The organism is Ruegeria sp. AM5 (assembly GCF_056540645.1).
Genome location: NZ_JBQFXC010000002.1, coordinates 1 through 18,612 on the forward strand (window position 1 = coordinate 1; position 18,612 = coordinate 18,612).

Below are 18,612 nucleotides of genomic sequence, written 5' to 3' on the forward strand. Positions count from 1 at the left end.
CAGCGCGCCTTGCGCGCTGCCGGGCCCAACGGGAAGAAAGGTCTTGCCAAAGACCTTGACGACGAGCGGGAGTATCCTGACCTCTTGTGCCGCACGGTTACGCTTCGTATCTAGGCCACAAATCGAGTGACAGGAGATTACCGATGCTAAAAGGTTTAGGCGGCCTGGGTGACATGGCCAAGATGATGAAATCCGCGCAGGATCTGCAGACCAAGATGACTGACATGCAGGAAGAGCTGAACACCATCATGGTTGTCGGCGAATCCGGTGCCGGGCTGGTCAAGGCCACCGCGACCGCCAAGGGCGAGTTGAAAGGTCTGGATATCGACCCGTCGATCTTTAACGGTGACGATAAGGAAGTAGTCGAAGACCTCATCCTCGCCGCGATCAAGGACGCCCAAACCAAGGCGCAGGAACGTTCACAGGCAGAAATGGCCAAGCTGACCGAAAGCATGGGCCTGCCCGCAGACATCAAGCTGCCGTTCTGATACACCCTCCTGACGGATCTATGGCCGGGGCGTGTTTCTCTGGCCCAATTGCGAGGGTCTCACGGTGAGTTCGAACAGTGACATCGACAATCTGATCGACCTGATGGCCAAGCTGCCCGGTCTCGGCCCCCGCTCGGCCCGCCGCGCAGTCCTGCACCTGATCCGCAAACGCGCCCTGCTGCTGACGCCGCTTTCAGACGCGATGCAGCAGGTGGCCGTCACCGCCCGTGAATGTCTGAACTGCGGCAATGTGGGCACCACCGATATCTGCGACATCTGCAATGATGAGGCCCGCGCAACCGGAGAACTGTGCGTAGTCGAAGACGTCGCAGATCTTTGGGCGATGGAGCGCGCCGGGGTCTTCAAGGGCCGCTATCACGTTCTGGGCGGCACGTTGTCGGCTTTGGACGGAGTCGGCCCGGATGAATTGCGCATCCCCCGGTTGAAGGACCGGGTTGTGGCCGAGGGTATCACCGAGATCATCCTCGCCCTGAACGCCACCGTCGATGGTCAGACCACCGCCCACTACATCGCGGATCAGTTGGAGGGGCAGGTGCGCCTGACCTCGCTGGCACAAGGTGTGCCGATTGGGGGCGAGTTGGACTATCTGGATGATGGGACGATTACGGCGGCTTTGCGGGCGAGGAAGGAAATCTGACAAAGTGTGTTCGGCATGCACTGTCAATCTACACCAGAAATTAGCTTGTGGGTAATTCAGGAAACCGCATTGACCAAGTACCCCGATCTTTTTGTCCTAAGACATGGCGAAACCGAGTGGAATACCTTGGGCAAGTTTCAAGGCCGCAAGAACTCTCCGCTAACGGAAACCGGTATCTATCAGGCGCGGCAGCAGCGGGAGATACTTGGCCGTATCCCCAACCACCCTAAACGCGTGTTCGTCAGCCCGCAGGAGCGGGCGCAACACACCGCAAGGCTGGCGATTGCACCCCAGTTTGATTTCGCAAACGATGACCGGTTAACGGAAATCGCATTTGGCCAATGGGAAGGCGCGACGCGGGAATTCATTCGGACTCAAATCGATTGCCCATACGAGTCCTATCATTGGTATTTTCGCAGCCCGGATGGCGAAAGCTTTGACGAGATCTATGAGAGGGTACAATCGTTCTTAGACGAGCAAGACGAATCCGCAATCGTGGTGACGCACGGGGTTACGTCACTGATATTGCGCGGGATTTGGCTGGGCCTTGGCATCAACGATCTGTTAAAACTTCCCAGGACCCAAGGATGTGTTTTTCGCCTGTCAAACGGCACCGAGACGATCTTGACCAAGACGGGTAGTTTGCAATGATCTTGGCGGATAAGTGTTTTTGGTGTCCTTTAGATTCAAATCTCAAATTAGCTTGAAAAACGAACAGAGTTAAATTCCACTGAGCGAAAGACTTGGAGCACATAATGACCCGCCTTCTCGCACTCACCTTAGCCGCCTTCGCCGCCACTGCCGCCCTGTCGCAGGAACTTATCGACAAAGGTTTTGTCGAAGGCTGGAACATCATGATGGACCCCAATCTTGGCAATGGGTGCCTGATACAAACCGTGTATCAGGACCTCTCGGTGGTGCGGCTAGGCTATGACGCGTTGGATAATCGCGGGTATTTCACAGTTTACAACAAGGCTTGGGGCGACATTAAACCGGGGGAACAATACCCAATCCGGTTTGAGCTGGACGGCAAGAGCTTTGATGCCACCGCCATCGGGTTCAAGCAGGATCGCGTGCCCGGCGCGACGGTGTTCTTTACGGACCGGAGTTTCGTCACCTCGATTGCGCAGAACAAGACCATGACCGTCTACAATCCAGAAGGTCAGACCGTCATGGCGATTGATCTGAAAGGCACCGCCAAAGCGCTGGATTATGCGCGCGACTGCCAGAACAAAAAGCTCTAACGAATCGGATCAAACACCGCGTCTTTAGCGGTGCAATCACGGATCACGTCGCGGCCACAGGGCACCGGGTCAAGATTGCGGGACAGGCATAGGCGGACTTCTTCGATATAGCCTTGCTTACAGGTGATGGTGATCATGTCAGGCTCGAGCGTGGGATTGGCCTTGAGAAAGGCCTCTTCCACCACCGAAGCGGGCAGTTTGACCGTCGCGTCCAGCTTGCGGAACACCTCGGGGCGCGCAACTCCTGCATAAGCCTGCCGTGACAGGGCGAAATAGTCGGGTGCACTGAGGCCCGAACAGGTGCCGTGCTTTTTCCATTGATGCCAGGCCAACCCGGATGAGCCCTGAATATCCTCCATTTCCCGCGTCATGCGGCGTGTGGGTGGCGCTTCGGACGTACGACAATACGAAGGCCAGCCCTGATGGAATTGCGGCCAGAGCCCATGCAATATCCACCCATGATCGTGTCGCGTGTCGCACTGATCCGAGCCGCGCGCATCGCCTTCGCGGGCGCACCAATTGGGCGACCAGCTGAGCGACAGGACGTAGTAGTCAAAATCGCCCGCCTTTTCGCCCTCGGCCATCGCAGCCATGGCACTTAGCACCCACAAAATCGCCCAGCGCATTCGCCTCTTCCCTTCTTTAGCTGTCGCGACTATATAGGCCCCAAGTTCCCCGACAACGGAAACCTGCCCCATAGCTTCGGGGCCGCCGAATTCCGGCGACGGGACAGATGTATTTATAGGAGACGGGCTGATGGCAAAACCGCTTATGGCCAAGGCAACCGCCGTATGGCTGGTGGACAACACCACGATCAGCTTCAAGCAGATCGCGGATTTCGTAGGCATGCACGAGCTGGAAGTGCAGGGTATTGCGGATGGTGATGTGGCTGCAGGTGTCAAAGGGTTTGACCCGATTGCCAACAACCAGCTGACTCAGGAAGAAATTGACACCGCGCAAAACAACCCGCTGCACAAGCTGAAGCTGAAATTCAATCCGGCGGCATCAGGCGAAGAGAAACGCCGTGGTCCGCGCTACACCCCGCTGTCCAAGCGTCAGGACCGTCCGAACTCGATCCTGTGGCTGGTCAAGTTCCACCCGGAACTCAGCGACGGCCAGATTGCCAAGCTGGTCGGCACCACCAAGCCGACCATCCAGTCGATCCGCGAGCGGACGCACTGGAACATCTCGAACATGCAGCCGATCGATCCGGTTGCCCTGGGACTGTGCAAACAATCCGAACTGGATGCCATCGTGCAAAAGGCTGCGGCCAAGAAAGCAGCTGAAGGTGGCGTGATGAGCGATGATGAGCGTCGCAAACTGGTCTCGACCGAACAGTCGCTTGAGATGGATTCAGCGCCCAAGATCCCGACCGCGATCGAAGGTCTCGAGACATTCTCGTTGTCCGAGGACACCAACGAGAAGGAAGAAGAAGAGCCCATCGTCGATGCGGATAGCTTCTTCAACCTGCCCAAGGGTGGTGGTGATGAAGAAGACGAAGACGATCTGCGCCCCTGAGATGCGCATGGTCCCGGCCTCAAGTAGCTGGGACCCGATTTTTGGGTGATTAGATGCTAAAGGTTCTATCCTTATTTTTCGACGCGCATCGTGCCGTTTCAATCTATGTGTTCCTGAAATCCTGGTGGTTGGCCATTACAGGTGCCGTAGTGATGATTGCAATAGTCGCTGGCTTGCTATTGCTGAATGACGACGGCAAGCACGAGCACGAGGCGTTTCTCACCGTCGCGGTTTTGTCGGCGACACCGATCAATGGCGATCTCAAGAACGGGGTCATTGCTTCGGTGCGCTTGCCGGATGGCTCAGCAGCATCAATCACCTCGACCGAAGGGCCGATTGCTCAGACAGTTGGAACCCAAGCCTGTATCGAGAAACGGGTTTTCGTTGAAAGTGGAGAGCCAAGGTATCGGTTCAAACTGCCACGATATTGCGAAGCGAGCTAGAAAAGCAAAACCGCCCGATGGCTCAACCGGGCGGTTTTTTTGTTCAGATCATCTGAAACAGGATGCCTGCTACGATGGCACCGCTGATGCCCAAACCCAGATAGGTGGCAAAGACGCGCGGTTTCACCAGTGACCACACGGCCGCCATCGCAGGTATCGAACTGACGGCGCCGGCCACCATGAACGACATCGCAGCACCCGCACTCATACCCTGCTCCATCAGACCCGCAAGAAGCGGTGGTGCGACGTAGGAGTTCAGATAGGCAGGCATTCCGACCAAGGCTGCGATGACGATTGGTACAACACCCTCACCACCAACAACCCGGGCGATCAGGTCTGCCGGAACATAGCTGACCAGCAGCGCCTCGAGCACGTAGGCGAACGCTAGCCATTTGAGCAAGAACAGACCGTTATGAACGAATTCGGCCCGAAAGCGCGTCCGACGGTCAGGGTCTTGCCAGAACTTCCAGACGGGTTTGTCATCTTGCTTTGGTCCGCAACCGCAGCAACCAGCGGGTTTGTATTCACGCAACGGCTGCGCAAAGGCACCTCCCCGCATCAGGGTGCGCACCGCAAACCCGCCGAACAAACCCAACGCGACAGCGGCAACCGCTTTACCAATAGCAAACGGCCAACCCAGCGCACCCGCAGTAATCAGCAACGTCGGGGGGTCGATCAACGGTGAACTGAGCCAGAATGCCATCACGGCCGACAATGGCGCACCCAGAGCCAGCAAGCCTGCGATGAATGGGATCACTTCGCAGGAACAAAATGGGGCCAGCCCGCCAAACAACGCGGCCAGAAAGATCATCCGTGTCTCGCGACCCTCAAATGCACGGGCGACCATCACTTCGGCCCCGGTTGCCTTCAGGTATGATAGCAGCAGAACAGCAAACAGGATGTACTGGCCCGTATGCGCAAGCGCTTTGGCTGCAAAACTCACAACCTCGGTCCAGTTGCCCGGATCAAGAACGGCCACCAGCGCCAGTATGACCATGATCAGAGCCCAGGGCGTTTTGATCAGGTCGATCAGGTTTCTGGCAAGTGGCTTGGGGTTTTGGGTCAGTTCAGCCATCGTTTGCGGCCTTTCCGATTTCGTCTGCGCAGCATTCACTTAGGATGAACTGCGCCAGGTTTCTCAATTCGTCAAAGCACGCGCGGTTGATCGTGCTACGCCCGATCTTCTCTTGCTCAACTACTCCGCCAGCAGCCAGAAACCGCAGATGATGCGCCAGAGTCGAGGGCGCGATTCCTGTCCTCGTTTGAATTTCTCCAACGGTCAGGCCTGCTTCCCCAGCACGAACCAAGGTCTTAAGAACCTTCAATCGGGCTTCCGAGCCCATGGCAGAGAAACCTGCGGCAGCTTCTTCCCACATCCTTTATCTCCATTAAACTAGATTTCTGGTTATTTAGTTTAATTCGTATCCTGCGTCAACCACACGTGTGCGTAAAACTCCCAACATGGTTCGCAGGGCCATAAGTCCAGATTGCCACCGCCTTAGGTCCAACCTATAACGATGCAATGGGTATTTCGGTCGACACATTCTTTTTGGAACGCAATGGGCAAGGCACCTTACAGGCGCAGCTGCAACAGCTGATTGCCGAAGGCATTCTGTCAGGACGCTTCCACGTCGGGGAAAAGCTGCCCTCGTCCCGTAAACTTGCTGCCCATTTGGGTGTCAGCCGGATTACGGTCACGCTTGCCTATACTGAACTGCTGGCCAATGATTACCTGACCGCCAAAGGCCGGTCGGGATACTATGTTTCAGAAAATGCGCCAGTGCCGCCGACCTACACGCCAGTGCGGCGCGACACCGAAGTGGTTGACTGGGATCAGGCGTTTGCCCGCCGTTTCTCGGGCGGTGATGTGCTGACAAAACCCAGCAACTGGCGTGACTACCGCTATCCCTTCATTTATGGCCAAGTCGACAGAAAGCTGTTCGATCATGCAAACTGGCGTCTCTGCGCAGTTCGGGCGTTGGGACATAAGGACTTTGATTCTCTGACCGGGGACTATGTCGATCAAGATGACCCGCTGCTGCTTGAATTCATCGCCCGGCATACTCTTCCCCGCCGTGGAATTGTAGCCCGGCCCGAAGAAATCTTGATCACCCTGGGCGCTCAGAACGCCCTTTGGCTGGCGTCTCGCATATTGCTGAACCGGAACCGTAGGGCAGCGATCGAGGACCCCTGCTATTACGCCCTGCGCGATCTTCTGATTCACTCGGAATGCAAGCTGTCTTATCTGAAGGTCGACCGGGACGGGTTGCCCCCGGAAACAATCCCTGACGATACCGACGTCATATTCACCACCCCCAGCCACCAGAGCCCGACAACCGCGACCATGCCGGTGGACCGCCGACATGCACTGCTGCGTCGTGCCCGCGAATTGGATGCCATGATCGTCGAGGATGACTATGAATTTGAAATGTCATTTCTCGGAGCCCCGTCACCGGCGCTCAGGTCAATGGATCGCGATGGGCGGGTGATCTACGTGGGCAGCTTTTCCAAGTCGCTGTTTCCGGGGCTTCGATTGGGCTACATGGTCGGGTCCGAACCCTTTATCCGTGAAGCGCGCGCCCTGCGATCTCTGGTCTTGCGTCACCCTCCTGGCCACATGCAGCGAACCGCAGCCTACTTCCTATCGCTCGGCCACTATGATGCTCAGATCCGGCGCATGTCTAAAACGCTGCAACGCCGTCGCGAAGCGATTGAGGAGGCGATTGGACAATATGGTCTGACTGTTGCTGGGCGCGGGATGCTGGGCGGATCATCGATCTGGATGCAAGCGCCGCTGCATGTAGACACCAGCAAACTGGCCCGAGACCTGCAGCGCCAAAGCGTCCATATCGAACCGGGTGAGGCATTTTTTTCAAGCCAGAACAGGCCAAAGAACTTTTATCGGCTGGGCTACTCTTCAATCTCGTCGGATCGTATCGAACCGGGAATCCAACAGATTGCTGAAGCGATCCGGCGTTCTTAAGCACTCTGGACTTAAACCGCTACCGGTTCTGGCCCTAACGCCACAGACACCCGTACGCCAAAACCGATCAGAAAACTGGGTGCAAAACCCCCGTTCCATCCTTCTATGATCGGAGATTACGCAGATGAAGATGACCACTGAAGAAGCCTTTGTAAAAACCCTGCAGATGCATGGCATCGAACATGCGTTCGGTATCATCGGCTCGGCCATGATGCCGATCTCCGACATCTTTGGCAAAGCAGGCATCACTTTCTGGGATTGTGCCCACGAAGGGTCCGGCGGCATGATGGCTGACGGCTACACCCGCGCAACCGGCAAGATGTCGATGATGATCGCCCAGAACGGCCCCGGCATCACCAATTTTGTGACCGCCGTCAAAACTGCCTATTGGAACCACACTCCGCTGCTGCTGGTCACTCCGCAGGCCGCAAACAAGACCATGGGTCAAGGTGGATTCCAGGAAATGGAGCAGATGCGCATGTTCGCAGACTGCGTTTGCTACCAGGAAGAGGTGCGTGACCCCAGCCGTATGGCCGAGGTTCTGAGCCGCGTAATCATGAACGCCAAGCGCGCTTCGGCACCTGCGCAGATCAACGTTCCGCGCGACTTCTTCACTCAGGTGATCGACATCGAGCTGCCTGCTGTTGTTGAGTTTGAACTGCCTTCGGGTGGTGCATCGGCCGTATCCGAAGCTGCCGCTCTGCTGTCGAACGCAAAGAACCCCGTTATCCTGAACGGTGCAGGCACCGTTCTGTCGAAAGGCGGCATCGAAGCGTCGAAAGCACTGGCCGAGCGTCTGGACGCTCCGGTTTGCGTTGGCTACCAGCACAATGACGCTTTCCCCGGCTCGCACCCACTGTTCGCTGGCCCGCTGGGCTATAACGGCTCAAAAGCCGGTATGCAGCTGATCAAGGAAGCAGACGTTGTTCTGTGCCTCGGTACACGCCTGAACCCGTTCTCGACCCTTCCAGGCTACGGCATGGAGTACTGGCCTGCAGATGCAAAGATCATTCAGGTCGACATCAACCCCGACCGCATCGGCCTGACCAAGAAGGTTTCGGTTGGTATCGTGGGCGATGCGGCGAGCGTTGCCACCAGCATCCTGAACCAACTGTCCGACACAGCCGGTGACGAAGGCCGCGACGCGCGCAAGGCTAAGATCGCCGAAACCAAATCGCGTTGGGCGCAAGAGTTGACCTCGATGGACCACGAGCAGGACGATCCGGGCACCACCTGGAACGAACGCGCGCGCGCGGCCAAGCCGGACTGGCTGAGCCCGCGCAAAGCATGGCGCGCGATCCAGTCCGCGCTGCCGAAAGAGGCGATCATCTCGTCCGACATCGGCAACAACTGCGCCATCGGCAACGCCTATCCTTCGTTTGAAGAAGGCCGCAAGTATCTGGCCCCCGGCCTGTTCGGCCCCTGTGGCTATGGTCTGCCTTCGGTCATTGGCGCGAAGATCGGCTGCCCGGATGTACCAGTTGTCGGCTTCTCTGGCGACGGTGCCTTTGGCATTGCAGTCACTGAACTGACCGCCATCGGCCGCGAAGAATGGCCCGCCATCACTCAGGTTGTGTTCCGCAACTACCAGTGGGGTGCGGAAAAGCGCAACTCGACCCTGTGGTTCGATGATAACTTCGTCGGCACCGAGTTGGACACCAAAGTGTCCTATGCCGGCATCGCCAACGCCTGTGGCCTGAAAGGCGTCATCGCGCGCACTCAGGATGAACTGACAGCGGCGTTGAGCCAGGCGATCGAGGACCAGAAGAACGGCATCACCACCCTGATCGAAGCAATGATCAACCAGGAACTGGGTGAACCCTTCCGTCGCGACGCGATGAAGAAGCCGGTTGAGGTTGCAGGTATCGACGCAAGCGACATGCGTCTGCAGCAGGTTTGATTGCTGTCAAAAACATAAGTCGGACCGTGTTCAACCGGTCCGCTTAAAGAAAAGCAGAGGAAGGGGGTGCCTGCACTCTCTTCCTCTATATGGTTGAGCCCGGTGTGCTTACGCTCCAGTGTGTTCAACACGTACAGGTACCAAGGCGATCCGCCACAGGGAGAGACAGCGTGAATCAACAACCGAACCTCAACCTATCCCCACCCGTGTCAGACGAGATCCGCCGGACTACATGCTACATGTGTGCCTGCCGCTGCGGTATCAACGTGCACATGAAGGATGGGAAGGTCGCCTATATCGAAGGCAATCGGGATCATCCGGTAAACAAGGGCGTTCTCTGCGCCAAAGGCAGCGCGGGGATTATGCAGGTGAACGCCCCGTCGCGCCTACGCGCACCGCTCAAACGCGTCGGCCCGCGTGGGTCTGGCGAGTTCGAAGAGATCAGTTGGGACGAGGCGCTCGAGATCGCTGTCGGTTGGCTAAAACCGATCCGCGAAGACAACCCCGAGAAACTGGCCTTTTTCACCGGCCGTGATCAGAGCCAGAGCTTCACCAGTTTCTGGGCACAGAATTTCGGCACCTGTAACTATGCAGCCCATGGCGGGTTCTGTTCGGTCAACATGGCAGCCGGTGGCATCTACACGATGGGCGGTGCATTCTGGGAATTCGGTCAGCCCGACTGGGATCACACCAAGCTGTTCATGCTGTTCGGCGTTGCAGAAGACCACGACAGCAACCCGATTAAAATGGGCATCGGCAAGATCAAGGCGCGCGGTGCCCGGGTGATTGGGGTAAATCCGATCCGCTCGGGCTATAACGCCGTGGCAGATGATTGGGTCGGCATCACCCCCGGTACCGATGGCCTGTTCATCTTGTCGATGATCCATGTGCTGATGAAGGCAGGCAAAATCGATCTGGATTACCTAAGTCGCTACACCAACGCGCCGGTCCTGATCAACGCATCCGACGGTCCGGAAAAGGGTCTGTTCCTGAAAGACGATGACGGCAAGCCATTGGTCATCGACCGCAATACCGGCAAGCTGACTGCTTTCGACACCCCCGGCGTCCGCCCTGACCTATCAGCGACCTACGAAAAGGACGGTGTCACTCACCGCCCCGTCTTCCACCAAATGGCAGAACGGTATCTGGCGGATGAATACGCCCCCGAGGCAATCGCAGATAAATGCGGCGTACCGGCGACCCGCATTCGCGCGATTGCTGGCGAGCTGGCCCGTGTGGCCTTTGATGAAGCGTTCGAACTGGACCATGAATGGACCGATTTCCGGGGCGAGAAACACTCGAAGATGATTGGTCGCCCCGTCGCGATGCACTCGATGCGTGGTGTCTCAGCCCATGCCAATGGTTTCCAGACCTGCCGCGCCCTACATGTATTACAGATCCTGCTTGGAACGGTCGAAGTCCCCGGCGGCTTCCGCTTCAAGCCGCCCTACCCCAAGCCAGTTGAGGCGCATCCGACTCCGCATTGTAAGGTGACGCCGAATACGCCGCTGGACGGGCCGCATCTGGGGTTTGTTCGCGGCCCCGAGCATCTGGCGCTGAAAGAAGACGGCAGCCCGGCGCGGATCGACAAAGCGTTTACATGGGAAAACCCGATGTCCAGCCACGGGCTGATGCACATGGTGATCTCGAATGCCCATGCAGGCGATCCCTACAAGATCGATACGTTGTTCATGTACATGGCAAACATGTCCTGGAATTCGACCATGAACACCAAGGGTGTCATGGACATGCTGACGGACAAGGATGAGAACGGCGACTACGTGATCCCGCATATCATCTATTCCGATGCTTATTCCTCGGAAATGGTGGCCTATGCCGACCTTATCCTGCCCGATACAACCTATCTGGAACGACACGACTGTATCTCGCTACTGGACCGCCCGATCTGCGAGGCCGAGGCAGCGGCAGACGCGATCCGCTGGCCGGTGATTGAACCCGACCGCGACGTACGCGGCTTCCAGTCGGTTCTGATCGATCTGGCCAACCGCATGGGCCTGCCCGGCTTTACCAACGATGATGGCAGCGCCAAGTGGACGGATTACGCCGACTATATCGTCAACCACGAACGCAAGCCGGGCATTGGACCGCTTGCCGGTTTCCGGGGCGAAAACGGCGACAAGGAAGGTCGTGGCGAGGTTAACCCCGACCAATTGAACCAATACATCGAGAATGGTGGCTTCTATGTCGCGCATATTCCCGAAGGTGCGGATTACTACAAACCTTGGAACACTGCCTATCAAGACTGGGCTGTGGGCATGGGTATCTATGACAGCCCACAGCCCTATCTATTCCAGCTCTATTCCGAACCGATGCGTAAATTCCAACTGGCCGCCGAAGGCTACGGGGAACGCCAGCCCCCAGATCACCTGCGCGCGCAGATCCAAGATACAATGGACCCCCTGCCCATTTGGTACGAAACCGATCAGACCGGCAATGAAGGCTTCACCGTCAACGCTCTGACCCAGCGGCCAATGGCGATGTATCATAGTTGGGGCACACAAAACGCCTGGTTGCGTCAGCTGCATGGGCGCAACCCGCTATACGTCCCGACCAAGCTGATGCGTGAACACGGGCTGCAAGACGGCGATTGGGCCAAAGTCAGCTCTCCACATGGCGAGATCACGGTACCCGTCATGGAGATGGCTGCGCTGAACAACAATACCGTGTGGACTTGGAATGCCATCGGAAAGCGCAAAGGGGCCTGGGCCTTGCAGAAAGACGCCCCCGAGGCCACCAAGGGTTTCCTGCTCAACCACCTGATCCACGAGCTGCTGCCCCCCAAAGGTGACGGCCTGCGCTGGGCAAACTCTGATCCGATCACCGGTCAGGCCGCCTGGTTCGATCTGAAGGTAAAAATCGAAAAGGCCGCCGCTCCAAGCGATGCTGAAAGCCAGCCAGAATTCGCTCCAATCAAATCGCCGGTCGGGCAAGGGCCAAAGGATTTGGCCTGGAAGGTGGGCAAATGACCCGATCCGTTCTTCATCTGGCTATAAATATCTCGGGGTCTGGGGCAGAGCCCCAGCCCGCCCTGACCACAATCGCAGAGGCAAGGCAGTCATGACCCAGCTCCCCCAATCAACCGAACGCAAGATGGGTCTGGTCATTGATCTGGACACCTGCGTTGGCTGCCATGCCTGCGTCATTTCATGCAAAGGCTGGAACACCGAAAACTACGGCGCGCCACTGTCGGATCAGGATGCTTATGGTGCTGACCCTTCAGGCACCTTCTTGAACCGGGTGCACTCTTACGAGGTGCAACCCGCCGAAGGGCATGCCCAATTGATCCACTTCCCAAAATCCTGCCTGCATTGTGAAGACGCACCCTGCGTGACCGTCTGCCCCACCGGTGCCAGCTACAAGCGGGTTGAGGACGGAATCGTTCTGGTCAACGAAAATGACTGCATCGGCTGCGGCCTGTGCGCGTGGTCCTGCCCCTATGGCGCACGCGAACTGGATCAGGCCGAAGGCGTTATGAAGAAATGCACGCTTTGCGTCGATCGGATTTACAACGAGAACCTACCCGAGGTGGATCGTGTGCCCTCTTGTGTGCGCACCTGCCCGGCAGGTGCCCGACACTTTGGCGATCTCGGCGACCCTGGCAGTGATGTCAGCAAGCTGGTCGTCGAACGTGGCGGCATGGACCTGATGCCTGAACAGGGCACCAAACCCGTCAACAAATACCTGCCGCCCCGACCCAAGGACAAAATTGAGGAGCAGATTGACATCCTAGCCCCTCTGCTGGCCCCGGTCGCCGAAGAGCCCAAGGGTTTCCTCGGCTGGCTCGACAAGACCCTGGAGAAGCTCTGATGCACCCGGCACCTTCCGTTATCATCTTTACCACCCTGTCCGGTCTCGGATTTGGACTCTTGTTCTTCCTGGGGCTCGGCATACCTGACGTCTCGGGCTGGGTCGCGTTTGTGTTTTTCGCAATTGCCTATGGCTTGTCCGTCGGCGGTTTGCTCGCGTCGACATTCCACCTCGGCCACCCAGAGCGCGCTTGGAAAGCCTTCACCCAATGGCGCTCAAGCTGGCTCAGCCGCGAAGGCTGGTGCGCGGTCATCGCGCTGCTCGTCATGGGGCTCTATGCAATTGGTGCGGTCTTTCTAGGCCAACGCTGGGGTGTGCTGGGCTGGATCGGGGCGGCATTCTCGCTGGCCACGGTCTTCACCACATCGATGATCTACACGCAGCTTAAGACCATCCCACGCTGGAACATGAACCTGACACCAGCCATGTTCTTGTCGTTCAGCCTTGCAGGCGGGGCGTTGTTGGCCGGAGCAGAAGCGCTTGCCCCTTGGTTGCTGGCCATTGCCGGCGCTGTACAGCTTGCCTATTGGGCCAAGGGCGACGGTGCGTTGTCCCGATCGGGAACCACGCTGGCAACCGCGACAGGGCTTGGTGAGCGAGGCGCTGTCCGCGCATTCGAACCACCTCATACAGGTACAAACTATCTGCTGCGTGAGTTTGTGCATGTGGTCGGTCGGAAGCATGCGCAGAAACTACGGATGATATCTTTTGGTCTGGCTTTTGTGCTGCCTTTACTGCTGCTTCTGATCCCCTTTGGCGGCGTTCTGATCAAGCATGTCTTTGCGCTTGTGGCGGTGTTGTCGCATGTCACCGGCGTTGCTGTTTCACGCTGGTTGTTCTTCGCGCAAGCAGAGCATGTGGTTGGGTTGTACTACGGCAAGCGTTGATGGGGGCTCTGCCCCCGTCGCGGTAAGCCGCGCCTCCCCCGAGGTATTTCTAGCCAGATGAAATTTGGATCCCGAATTAAAAAAGGGCGGCGCTCGATCTTCGAGGCCGCCCTTACGAGTCCGTATATTGATTTCAGATTAATCCAGCATGCGCCATTGCTGCTTCGATAGCGGCTTTGGTGCTGTCTTCCAGCTCGGTCAGAGGCGAGCGCACTTCGGTGCTACACAGGCCAAGTTTGCTGAGCGCGTATTTTGCGCCGACCAGACCGGGCTCGATGAAGATCGCTTCGTGCAGGGGCATCAGGCGGTCCTGATACTCCAGCGCCATTTCGTAGTCGCCATTCAGCGTTGCCTGCTGGAATTCAGCACAGAGCTTCGGAGCCACGTTTGCGGTGACCGAGATGCAGCCCACTCCGCCATGAGCGTTGAAGCCCAGTGCAGTCGCGTCTTCCCCGGATAGCTGGCAGAAATCCGCACCACAGCTTGCACGCTGCTGGCTGACGCGCGCCAGATCTCCGGTCGCGTCCTTGACCCCGATGATGCGCGGCAGTTTCGCCAACTCACCCATCGTTGCAGGAGTCATGTCGATGACCGAACGACCCGGGATGTTGTAGATGATGATCGGGATATCGGCACTGTCATGCAGAGTTTGGAAATGCGCCAGCAGCCCTTTCTGGGTCGGCTTGTTGTAATAGGGGGTTACGACCAGCGCCGCATCCGCACCGATTTTTTGCGCAAACTGAACAAACCGAATGGCCTCGACAGTATTGTTGGAGCCCGCGCCTGCGATTACAGGCACGCGACCTGCTGCAGCCTTCACCACTTCGGCGATAACCGTTTCATGTTCTTCATGGCTGAGAGTCGGGCTTTCGCCGGTCGTACCAACCGGAACCAGACCGGTCGAACCTTGCTGTAATTGCCATTCCACCAAGTGTTTGAGCGTTTCCAGGTCCAACGCGCCGTTGCTGAACGGGGTGACCAGGGCTGGCATTGAGCCTTTAAACATGGAACGCTCCTTAGGTGTTTTTTGCGCACCGGTCTGTCACGATTAAGGGTTTGTGAGTTGATCCCGGCGGTGCAAGGTTTATCCTGCATGGCTGTATCCTTGGTTTGTTGGGGAATGCAAGGGATGAGACGTATTCTGTCGCTTGGAATAGCGATGATTCTGGCGCTGATGCTGCAGCCGCATGCCACTCGTGCGGATGCGACGCAGGATTTGCGCGCGGGGCTCTATGAGATGCGCAAGGGCGATTGGAATGCCGCGCTACGCGTGGCAGGCCAGCGTGGATCGGTGGCGCGGGACATTATTGTCTGGCATTGGCTACGCGAAGGTTTTGGCAGCTCGGGCGATGTACTGGTGTTTCTTGAGCGGCGCCCGGATTGGCCCGGTTTGGCCTGGCTGCGCCGTAAAAGCGAGCCATCATTCACCGGGGCCGATCCGAATCGAGTTCTGAAATTCTACGAAGGGTTGCCTCCGCAAACAGCAGAAGGTGCTTTGAATTATGCCGTGGCCTTGAAAAGCCAAGGCCGCAATGGTGAAGCAGAAGCCGACGTCGTAACCGCGTGGCGAACTATGCCGATGGGGTCGGGCCTACAAAAGGATTATCTTGAGAACTTCGGGAAGCTTCTGAGACCACATCACGAGGCCAGGTTGGATCGGATGTTGTGGGATGGGCATCTTGTCAGCGCCGGGCGGATGCTGCCCCTGGTCAACTCTGATCAGCGCAAACTGGCCGAGGCGCGCATTGCCCTGCAAAAGCGCGAAAACGGAGTGGACGGCAAAGTCGCCGCAGTGCCGGAATCACTGGCCAAAGACCCTGGCCTGGCATTTGATCGTTTCGTGTGGCGGGATCGCAAAGAACTGGACGACAGCGCCATTGATCTGATGTTGGCACGCTCGACCGGACCAAAATCGCTGGGTGAACCCGACAAATGGGCGGAAGGGCGACGCAGACTGGCACGTCTTGAGATGCGCACGGGAGATGCCGAACGCGCCTATGCGATTGCCGCCAATCACCACATGACCCCCGAAATGGGCTATGGCTATGCTGATTTGGAGTGGCTCTCGGGATTTCTGGCGCTGCGCAAGCTGAATGATCCGGCCACGGCGGTGCGGCATTTCCAGAATTTCTCGGAGGCGGTGCAATCGCCGATTTCGAAGGGTCGCGGTGGATATTGGCTGGGCCGCGCCTATGCGGCGCAGGGGGATGCTGACAAGGCGCACGAGGCTTATGCCGAAGGCGCGAACTATCAGACCTCGTTCTACGGGTTGCTGGCGGCGGAACAAATCGGCCGTCCGTTTGACAGCGAATTGGCCAACCCACGCCGCGCGCCGCATTGGAAACAAGCCGCATTCGCTGACTCAAGCGTGTTGGAGGCTGGATTGCTGTTGCAGCGCGCAGGAGAGGGAAACCTTTCAGAACGGTTTCTGACCCATTTGGTGGAAGGTCTCGATCAAACCCAGGCCGCTCAGCTGGGTGACCTGGTGATCGAACTGAACGAACCGCATCTGGCCGTCATGATCGCCAAGCGCGCGGCAACAACCGGTGTTGTTTTGCCTGCCGCTTATTACCCAGTGCACCCGGTCGCAGATATGGGACTTCCCATGGCGAAGGAAATGACGCTGGCAATTGCCCGACGCGAAAGTGAGTTCGATCCGGTAGTCATCAGTGGCGCAGGCGCGCGCGGTTTGATGCAGGTCATGCCCGCTACCGCCAAACTTGTGGCTCAGGATTTGGGTATTCTGGGTGGCCATAAAACCGCGCGCCTAACCTCGGACTGGCAATATAACGCAAAGCTGGGGGCGAATTATCTTGCAACGCTTGCAGAGGACTTCAACGGCAATGTCGTGATGATGGCCGCTGGATATAACGCGGGGCCAAGACGGCCGATTTCGTGGATGGAACGCTATGGCGACCCGCGCCGGGGCCAGGTGGATGTGATCGACTGGATTGAGACCATTCCTTTCAAGGAGACGCGCAACTATGTCATGCGTGTCGCCGAAAGCCTGCCGGTCTATCGCGCTCGGCTTGGGCAGCCAGCTTTACCAGTGCCATTCTCAAAGGAACTAACCGGTTCGACCCTTTCGTCGTTCGCGCCATAAGGTGAACAGGCCCGCCGCGATCACCAAAGCTGCGCCCAGAACAACCTCGGGGCGCAGGGTCTCGTGGAAGATCGTGATGCCCAGAATTGCGCTCCACATCAGATGGAAATAGGCAAAGGGTTGCACGGCGCTGGCCTCGGCCATTTCGTAGCACTTAATCAATAGCCAGTGTCCCAGAGCGCCTGCGATGCAAAGCAACCCCATCCAAAACCAATCGCTGCTGGCCATGGGTTCCCAAAACCAGACACCAACAGCAGTCATTGCGACTGCACCAGCCACCCCGGTCCAGAAAAAACTGGTCGCAGTACTGTCCCGCCGAGCCGCATACCGTGTCAGCAGGCCATAAATCGCGAACATAAACGCCGAGATCAGCGGGATCACAGCCCAAGGGTTGAACACACCGGCACCGGGCTGCAGGATGATCAACACCCCGATGCAGCCGACCCCGATGGCGGCCCAGCGACGCCAGCCGACTTTCTCACCCAGAACCGGGCCGCTGAGGGCAGCGATCAGCAGCGGATAGCTGATGAAAACGGCCTGGCTTTCAATCAAGCCCAGAATGGTAAAGCTGAAAACGGCGACACAAATTTCTGCGGCCAGTAACACACTCCGGAATATCTGGAGTCCCAACTGGCTGGTTTGCGCCGCCGCCCGCAAACCTCCGCTAGATCTCGCAGCCAGAGCAATCACGAATGCGGCAAAGAACCAGTACCGGATCATCACCACCATATACGTATTGTAGGTACCGGCCAGATGGCGCGAAATCCCATCCTGCAAAGCAAACACGATCGTCGCGCTGACCATAAGCGCTATACCGGCGTTGACGTTGTTCTTCTGGCTCATTGCTTCACCGCCCGGGTCATGTGCCGTTTACGGCCAAAGCCGGGGCTGCGGGTAACATCAAAACCTGCATCGGATAGACCCCGACGCACGAAACCCGCGGCAGTATAGGTTGCCGCTGTACCGCCTTGGATCGTGTGCTCCGCCACCTGCTGCATCAGGTCAGCCTCCCACAGCTCGGGGTTTTTTGCGGGTGAGAAGCCATCCAGAAACCACGCATCTGCCTCACCTGCCCATGTGGGCAAGGTCTGGCGCGCGTCTCCGACGTTGACCTCAAGATGCAACGTGTCCAGCACGCATTTCTGCCCATTCCATGTTTTCAGAAAGCGATCGGCCCACGGTGTCATCTCGGGGAAGGCGGCTAAAGCACGCGCCATATCGTCAGGCGCCATCGGAAAGGCCTCGAAGCTGGTGAACCGTAAAGGTGTAGTCTGCCCTGCTGCTTCCCACGCCGACCACGCGGTCAACAGATTCAGGCCGGTGCCAAAGCCTAGTTCAGCGATGTGAAACCCCGGTACAAAGCGCGTTGGCAGATCGTTGCCTGCCAGAAACACATGACGCGTTTCCTCTAACCCGTTCTGCAACGAGTAATAGGGGTCATCGAACCGATTCGAGACCGGGATCTGGTCTTCCGTCCAAGTAAGTTCGGCACGCTGGTCTGCCATCGGGGAATCCTGTAGCTAAGCGGCGCGACACTGAACAACGAAAAGGGGATTGGCA

General features: G+C 57.7%; 18 protein-coding genes. 12 read left to right on the forward strand and 6 right to left on the reverse strand.

Translation table 11 applies throughout. The annotated features are described in order from the left end of the window. Positions 1-143 precede the first annotated feature (143 nt). The 4 genes from ACR0AH_RS05875 to ACR0AH_RS05890 all read left to right on the forward strand — a co-directional run bounded on the left by ACR0AH_RS05875 (position 144) and on the right by ACR0AH_RS05890 (position 2,390). Positions 144-488 (forward strand): YbaB/EbfC family nucleoid-associated protein, encoded by a 345-nt coding sequence (locus tag ACR0AH_RS05875; RefSeq protein WP_170398693.1) that lies wholly within the window; start codon positions 144-146, stop codon positions 486-488. A 64-nt stretch (positions 489-552) separates the two neighbouring features. Then, entirely contained in the window at positions 553-1,146 is a 594-nt protein-coding gene (recR, locus tag ACR0AH_RS05880) for a recombination mediator RecR (protein ID WP_170609198.1), read from the forward strand. Between the two features lie 69 nt (positions 1,147-1,215). After that, complete coding sequence (locus tag ACR0AH_RS05885) at positions 1,216-1,797, forward strand: histidine phosphatase family protein (RefSeq protein ID WP_170398699.1); 582 nt, start codon at positions 1,216-1,218, stop codon at positions 1,795-1,797. A gap of 104 nt (positions 1,798-1,901) precedes the next feature. Next, positions 1,902-2,390, forward strand: coding sequence for a hypothetical protein (locus tag ACR0AH_RS05890; protein WP_170406567.1), 489 nt, complete (start codon positions 1,902-1,904; stop codon positions 2,388-2,390). On the opposite strand, the gene ACR0AH_RS05895 is transcribed toward ACR0AH_RS05890, so the two are convergent. Continuing rightward, complete coding sequence (locus ACR0AH_RS05895) at positions 2,387-3,016, reverse strand: ribonuclease T2 family protein (RefSeq protein WP_170508836.1); 630 nt, start codon at positions 3,014-3,016, stop codon at positions 2,387-2,389. The genes ACR0AH_RS05890 and ACR0AH_RS05895 overlap by 4 nt on opposite strands. Positions 3,017-3,146: 130 nt before the next feature. On the opposite strand from ACR0AH_RS05895, the gene ACR0AH_RS05900 reads away from it, so the two are divergent. Together ACR0AH_RS05900 and ACR0AH_RS05905 are read left to right on the forward strand one after the other, a co-directional pair. Then, on the forward strand, positions 3,147-3,908 hold the full coding sequence (locus ACR0AH_RS05900; RefSeq protein WP_170406573.1) for a DUF1013 domain-containing protein: 762 nt from the start codon (positions 3,147-3,149) through the stop codon (positions 3,906-3,908). Between the two features lie 53 nt (positions 3,909-3,961). Then, the gene (locus tag ACR0AH_RS05905; protein ID WP_170398710.1) at positions 3,962-4,351 is read left to right on the forward strand and encodes a hypothetical protein; all 390 of its coding nucleotides are present in this window, start codon (positions 3,962-3,964) and stop codon (positions 4,349-4,351) included. Positions 4,352-4,394: 43 nt separating this feature from the next. Here the strand turns inward: ACR0AH_RS05905 and ACR0AH_RS05910 are convergent, their stop codons facing one another. Both ACR0AH_RS05910 and ACR0AH_RS05915 read right to left on the reverse strand, forming a co-directional pair. Continuing rightward, positions 4,395-5,426: a permease gene (locus tag ACR0AH_RS05910; protein ID WP_480590873.1), complete on the reverse strand. Its 1,032-nt coding sequence runs from the start codon at positions 5,424-5,426 to the stop codon at positions 4,395-4,397. Beyond that, positions 5,419-5,727 (reverse strand): ArsR/SmtB family transcription factor, encoded by a 309-nt coding sequence (locus tag ACR0AH_RS05915; protein ID WP_170398716.1) that lies wholly within the window; start codon positions 5,725-5,727, stop codon positions 5,419-5,421. The genes ACR0AH_RS05910 and ACR0AH_RS05915 overlap by 8 nt, the downstream gene beginning before the upstream one ends. A gap of 146 nt (positions 5,728-5,873) precedes the next feature. On the opposite strand from ACR0AH_RS05915, the gene pdxR reads away from it, so the two are divergent. The 5 genes from pdxR to ACR0AH_RS05940 all read left to right on the forward strand — a co-directional run bounded on the left by pdxR (position 5,874) and on the right by ACR0AH_RS05940 (position 13,949). Next, a complete protein-coding gene (gene pdxR / locus ACR0AH_RS05920; RefSeq protein WP_170398719.1) occupies positions 5,874-7,334 on the forward strand; it encodes a MocR-like pyridoxine biosynthesis transcription factor PdxR in 1,461 nt (486 codons plus the stop codon). A gap of 124 nt (positions 7,335-7,458) precedes the next feature. Beyond that, the gene (gene xsc / locus ACR0AH_RS05925) at positions 7,459-9,234 is read left to right on the forward strand and encodes a sulfoacetaldehyde acetyltransferase (RefSeq protein WP_170425785.1); all 1,776 of its coding nucleotides are present in this window, start codon (positions 7,459-7,461) and stop codon (positions 9,232-9,234) included. 170 nt (positions 9,235-9,404) lie between these two features. Further along, positions 9,405-12,221, forward strand: coding sequence for a molybdopterin oxidoreductase family protein (locus ACR0AH_RS05930; RefSeq protein ID WP_480590875.1), 2,817 nt, complete (start codon positions 9,405-9,407; stop codon positions 12,219-12,221). 91 nt (positions 12,222-12,312) lie between these two features. Continuing rightward, on the forward strand, positions 12,313-13,062 hold the full coding sequence (locus ACR0AH_RS05935; RefSeq protein WP_170398728.1) for a 4Fe-4S dicluster domain-containing protein: 750 nt from the start codon (positions 12,313-12,315) through the stop codon (positions 13,060-13,062). After that, positions 13,062-13,949, forward strand: a complete 888-nt coding sequence (locus ACR0AH_RS05940; protein WP_170425791.1) for a dimethyl sulfoxide reductase anchor subunit family protein — start codon at positions 13,062-13,064, stop codon at positions 13,947-13,949. The genes ACR0AH_RS05935 and ACR0AH_RS05940 overlap by 1 nt, the downstream gene beginning before the upstream one ends. A gap of 133 nt (positions 13,950-14,082) precedes the next feature. On the opposite strand, the gene dapA is transcribed toward ACR0AH_RS05940, so the two are convergent. Further along, positions 14,083-14,955 (reverse strand): 4-hydroxy-tetrahydrodipicolinate synthase, encoded by an 873-nt coding sequence (dapA, locus tag ACR0AH_RS05945; protein WP_170732502.1) that lies wholly within the window; start codon positions 14,953-14,955, stop codon positions 14,083-14,085. A 123-nt stretch (positions 14,956-15,078) separates the two neighbouring features. On the opposite strand from dapA, the gene ACR0AH_RS05950 reads away from it, so the two are divergent. Further along, on the forward strand, positions 15,079-17,052 hold the full coding sequence (locus ACR0AH_RS05950) for a lytic transglycosylase domain-containing protein (protein ID WP_170508849.1): 1,974 nt from the start codon (positions 15,079-15,081) through the stop codon (positions 17,050-17,052). On the opposite strand, the gene ACR0AH_RS05955 is transcribed toward ACR0AH_RS05950, so the two are convergent. Together ACR0AH_RS05955 and mnmC2 are read right to left on the reverse strand one after the other, a co-directional pair. Next, complete coding sequence (locus tag ACR0AH_RS05955; protein WP_480590877.1) at positions 17,017-17,895, reverse strand: DMT family transporter; 879 nt, start codon at positions 17,893-17,895, stop codon at positions 17,017-17,019. The two genes, ACR0AH_RS05950 and ACR0AH_RS05955, sit on opposite strands and share 36 nt — an antisense overlap. Further along, positions 17,892-18,557 carry a tRNA (5-methylaminomethyl-2-thiouridine)(34)-methyltransferase MnmC2 gene (gene mnmC2, locus ACR0AH_RS05960; RefSeq protein WP_170406602.1) on the reverse strand — a complete coding sequence of 222 codons (666 nt, stop codon included), beginning with the start codon at positions 18,555-18,557 and terminating at the stop codon, positions 17,892-17,894. Before mnmC2 ends, ACR0AH_RS05955 begins: the two co-directional genes overlap by 4 nt. Positions 18,558-18,612 lie beyond the last annotated feature (55 nt).

What these genes read in the sequence shown, in the direction of transcription:
- ACR0AH_RS05910 (WP_480590873.1), bottom strand. Translation starts at nt 5,426, where the DNA reads ATGGCTGAACTGACCCAAAACCCCAAGCCACTTGCCAGAAACCTGATC.
- ACR0AH_RS05895 (WP_170508836.1), bottom strand. Translation starts at nt 3,016, where the DNA reads ATGCGCTGGGCGATTTTGTGGGTGCTAAGTGCCATGGCTGCGATGGCC.
- ACR0AH_RS05915 (WP_170398716.1), bottom strand. Translation starts at nt 5,727, where the DNA reads ATGTGGGAAGAAGCTGCCGCAGGTTTCTCTGCCATGGGCTCGGAAGCC.
- ACR0AH_RS05955 (WP_480590877.1), bottom strand. Translation starts at nt 17,895, where the DNA reads ATGAGCCAGAAGAACAACGTCAACGCCGGTATAGCGCTTATGGTCAGC.
- ACR0AH_RS05890 (WP_170406567.1), top strand. Translation starts at nt 1,902, where the DNA reads ATGACCCGCCTTCTCGCACTCACCTTAGCCGCCTTCGCCGCCACTGCC.
- pdxR (WP_170398719.1), top strand. Translation starts at nt 5,874, where the DNA reads ATGGGTATTTCGGTCGACACATTCTTTTTGGAACGCAATGGGCAAGGC.
- ACR0AH_RS05950 (WP_170508849.1), top strand. Translation starts at nt 15,079, where the DNA reads ATGAGACGTATTCTGTCGCTTGGAATAGCGATGATTCTGGCGCTGATG.
- dapA (WP_170732502.1), bottom strand. Translation starts at nt 14,955, where the DNA reads ATGTTTAAAGGCTCAATGCCAGCCCTGGTCACCCCGTTCAGCAACGGC.
- ACR0AH_RS05905 (WP_170398710.1), top strand. Translation starts at nt 3,962, where the DNA reads ATGCTAAAGGTTCTATCCTTATTTTTCGACGCGCATCGTGCCGTTTCA.
- ACR0AH_RS05900 (WP_170406573.1), top strand. Translation starts at nt 3,147, where the DNA reads ATGGCAAAACCGCTTATGGCCAAGGCAACCGCCGTATGGCTGGTGGAC.
- xsc (WP_170425785.1), top strand. Translation starts at nt 7,459, where the DNA reads ATGAAGATGACCACTGAAGAAGCCTTTGTAAAAACCCTGCAGATGCAT.
- ACR0AH_RS05940 (WP_170425791.1), top strand. Translation starts at nt 13,062, where the DNA reads ATGCACCCGGCACCTTCCGTTATCATCTTTACCACCCTGTCCGGTCTC.
- mnmC2 (WP_170406602.1), bottom strand. Translation starts at nt 18,557, where the DNA reads ATGGCAGACCAGCGTGCCGAACTTACTTGGACGGAAGACCAGATCCCG.
- ACR0AH_RS05935 (WP_170398728.1), top strand. Translation starts at nt 12,313, where the DNA reads ATGACCCAGCTCCCCCAATCAACCGAACGCAAGATGGGTCTGGTCATT.
- ACR0AH_RS05875 (WP_170398693.1), top strand. Translation starts at nt 144, where the DNA reads ATGCTAAAAGGTTTAGGCGGCCTGGGTGACATGGCCAAGATGATGAAA.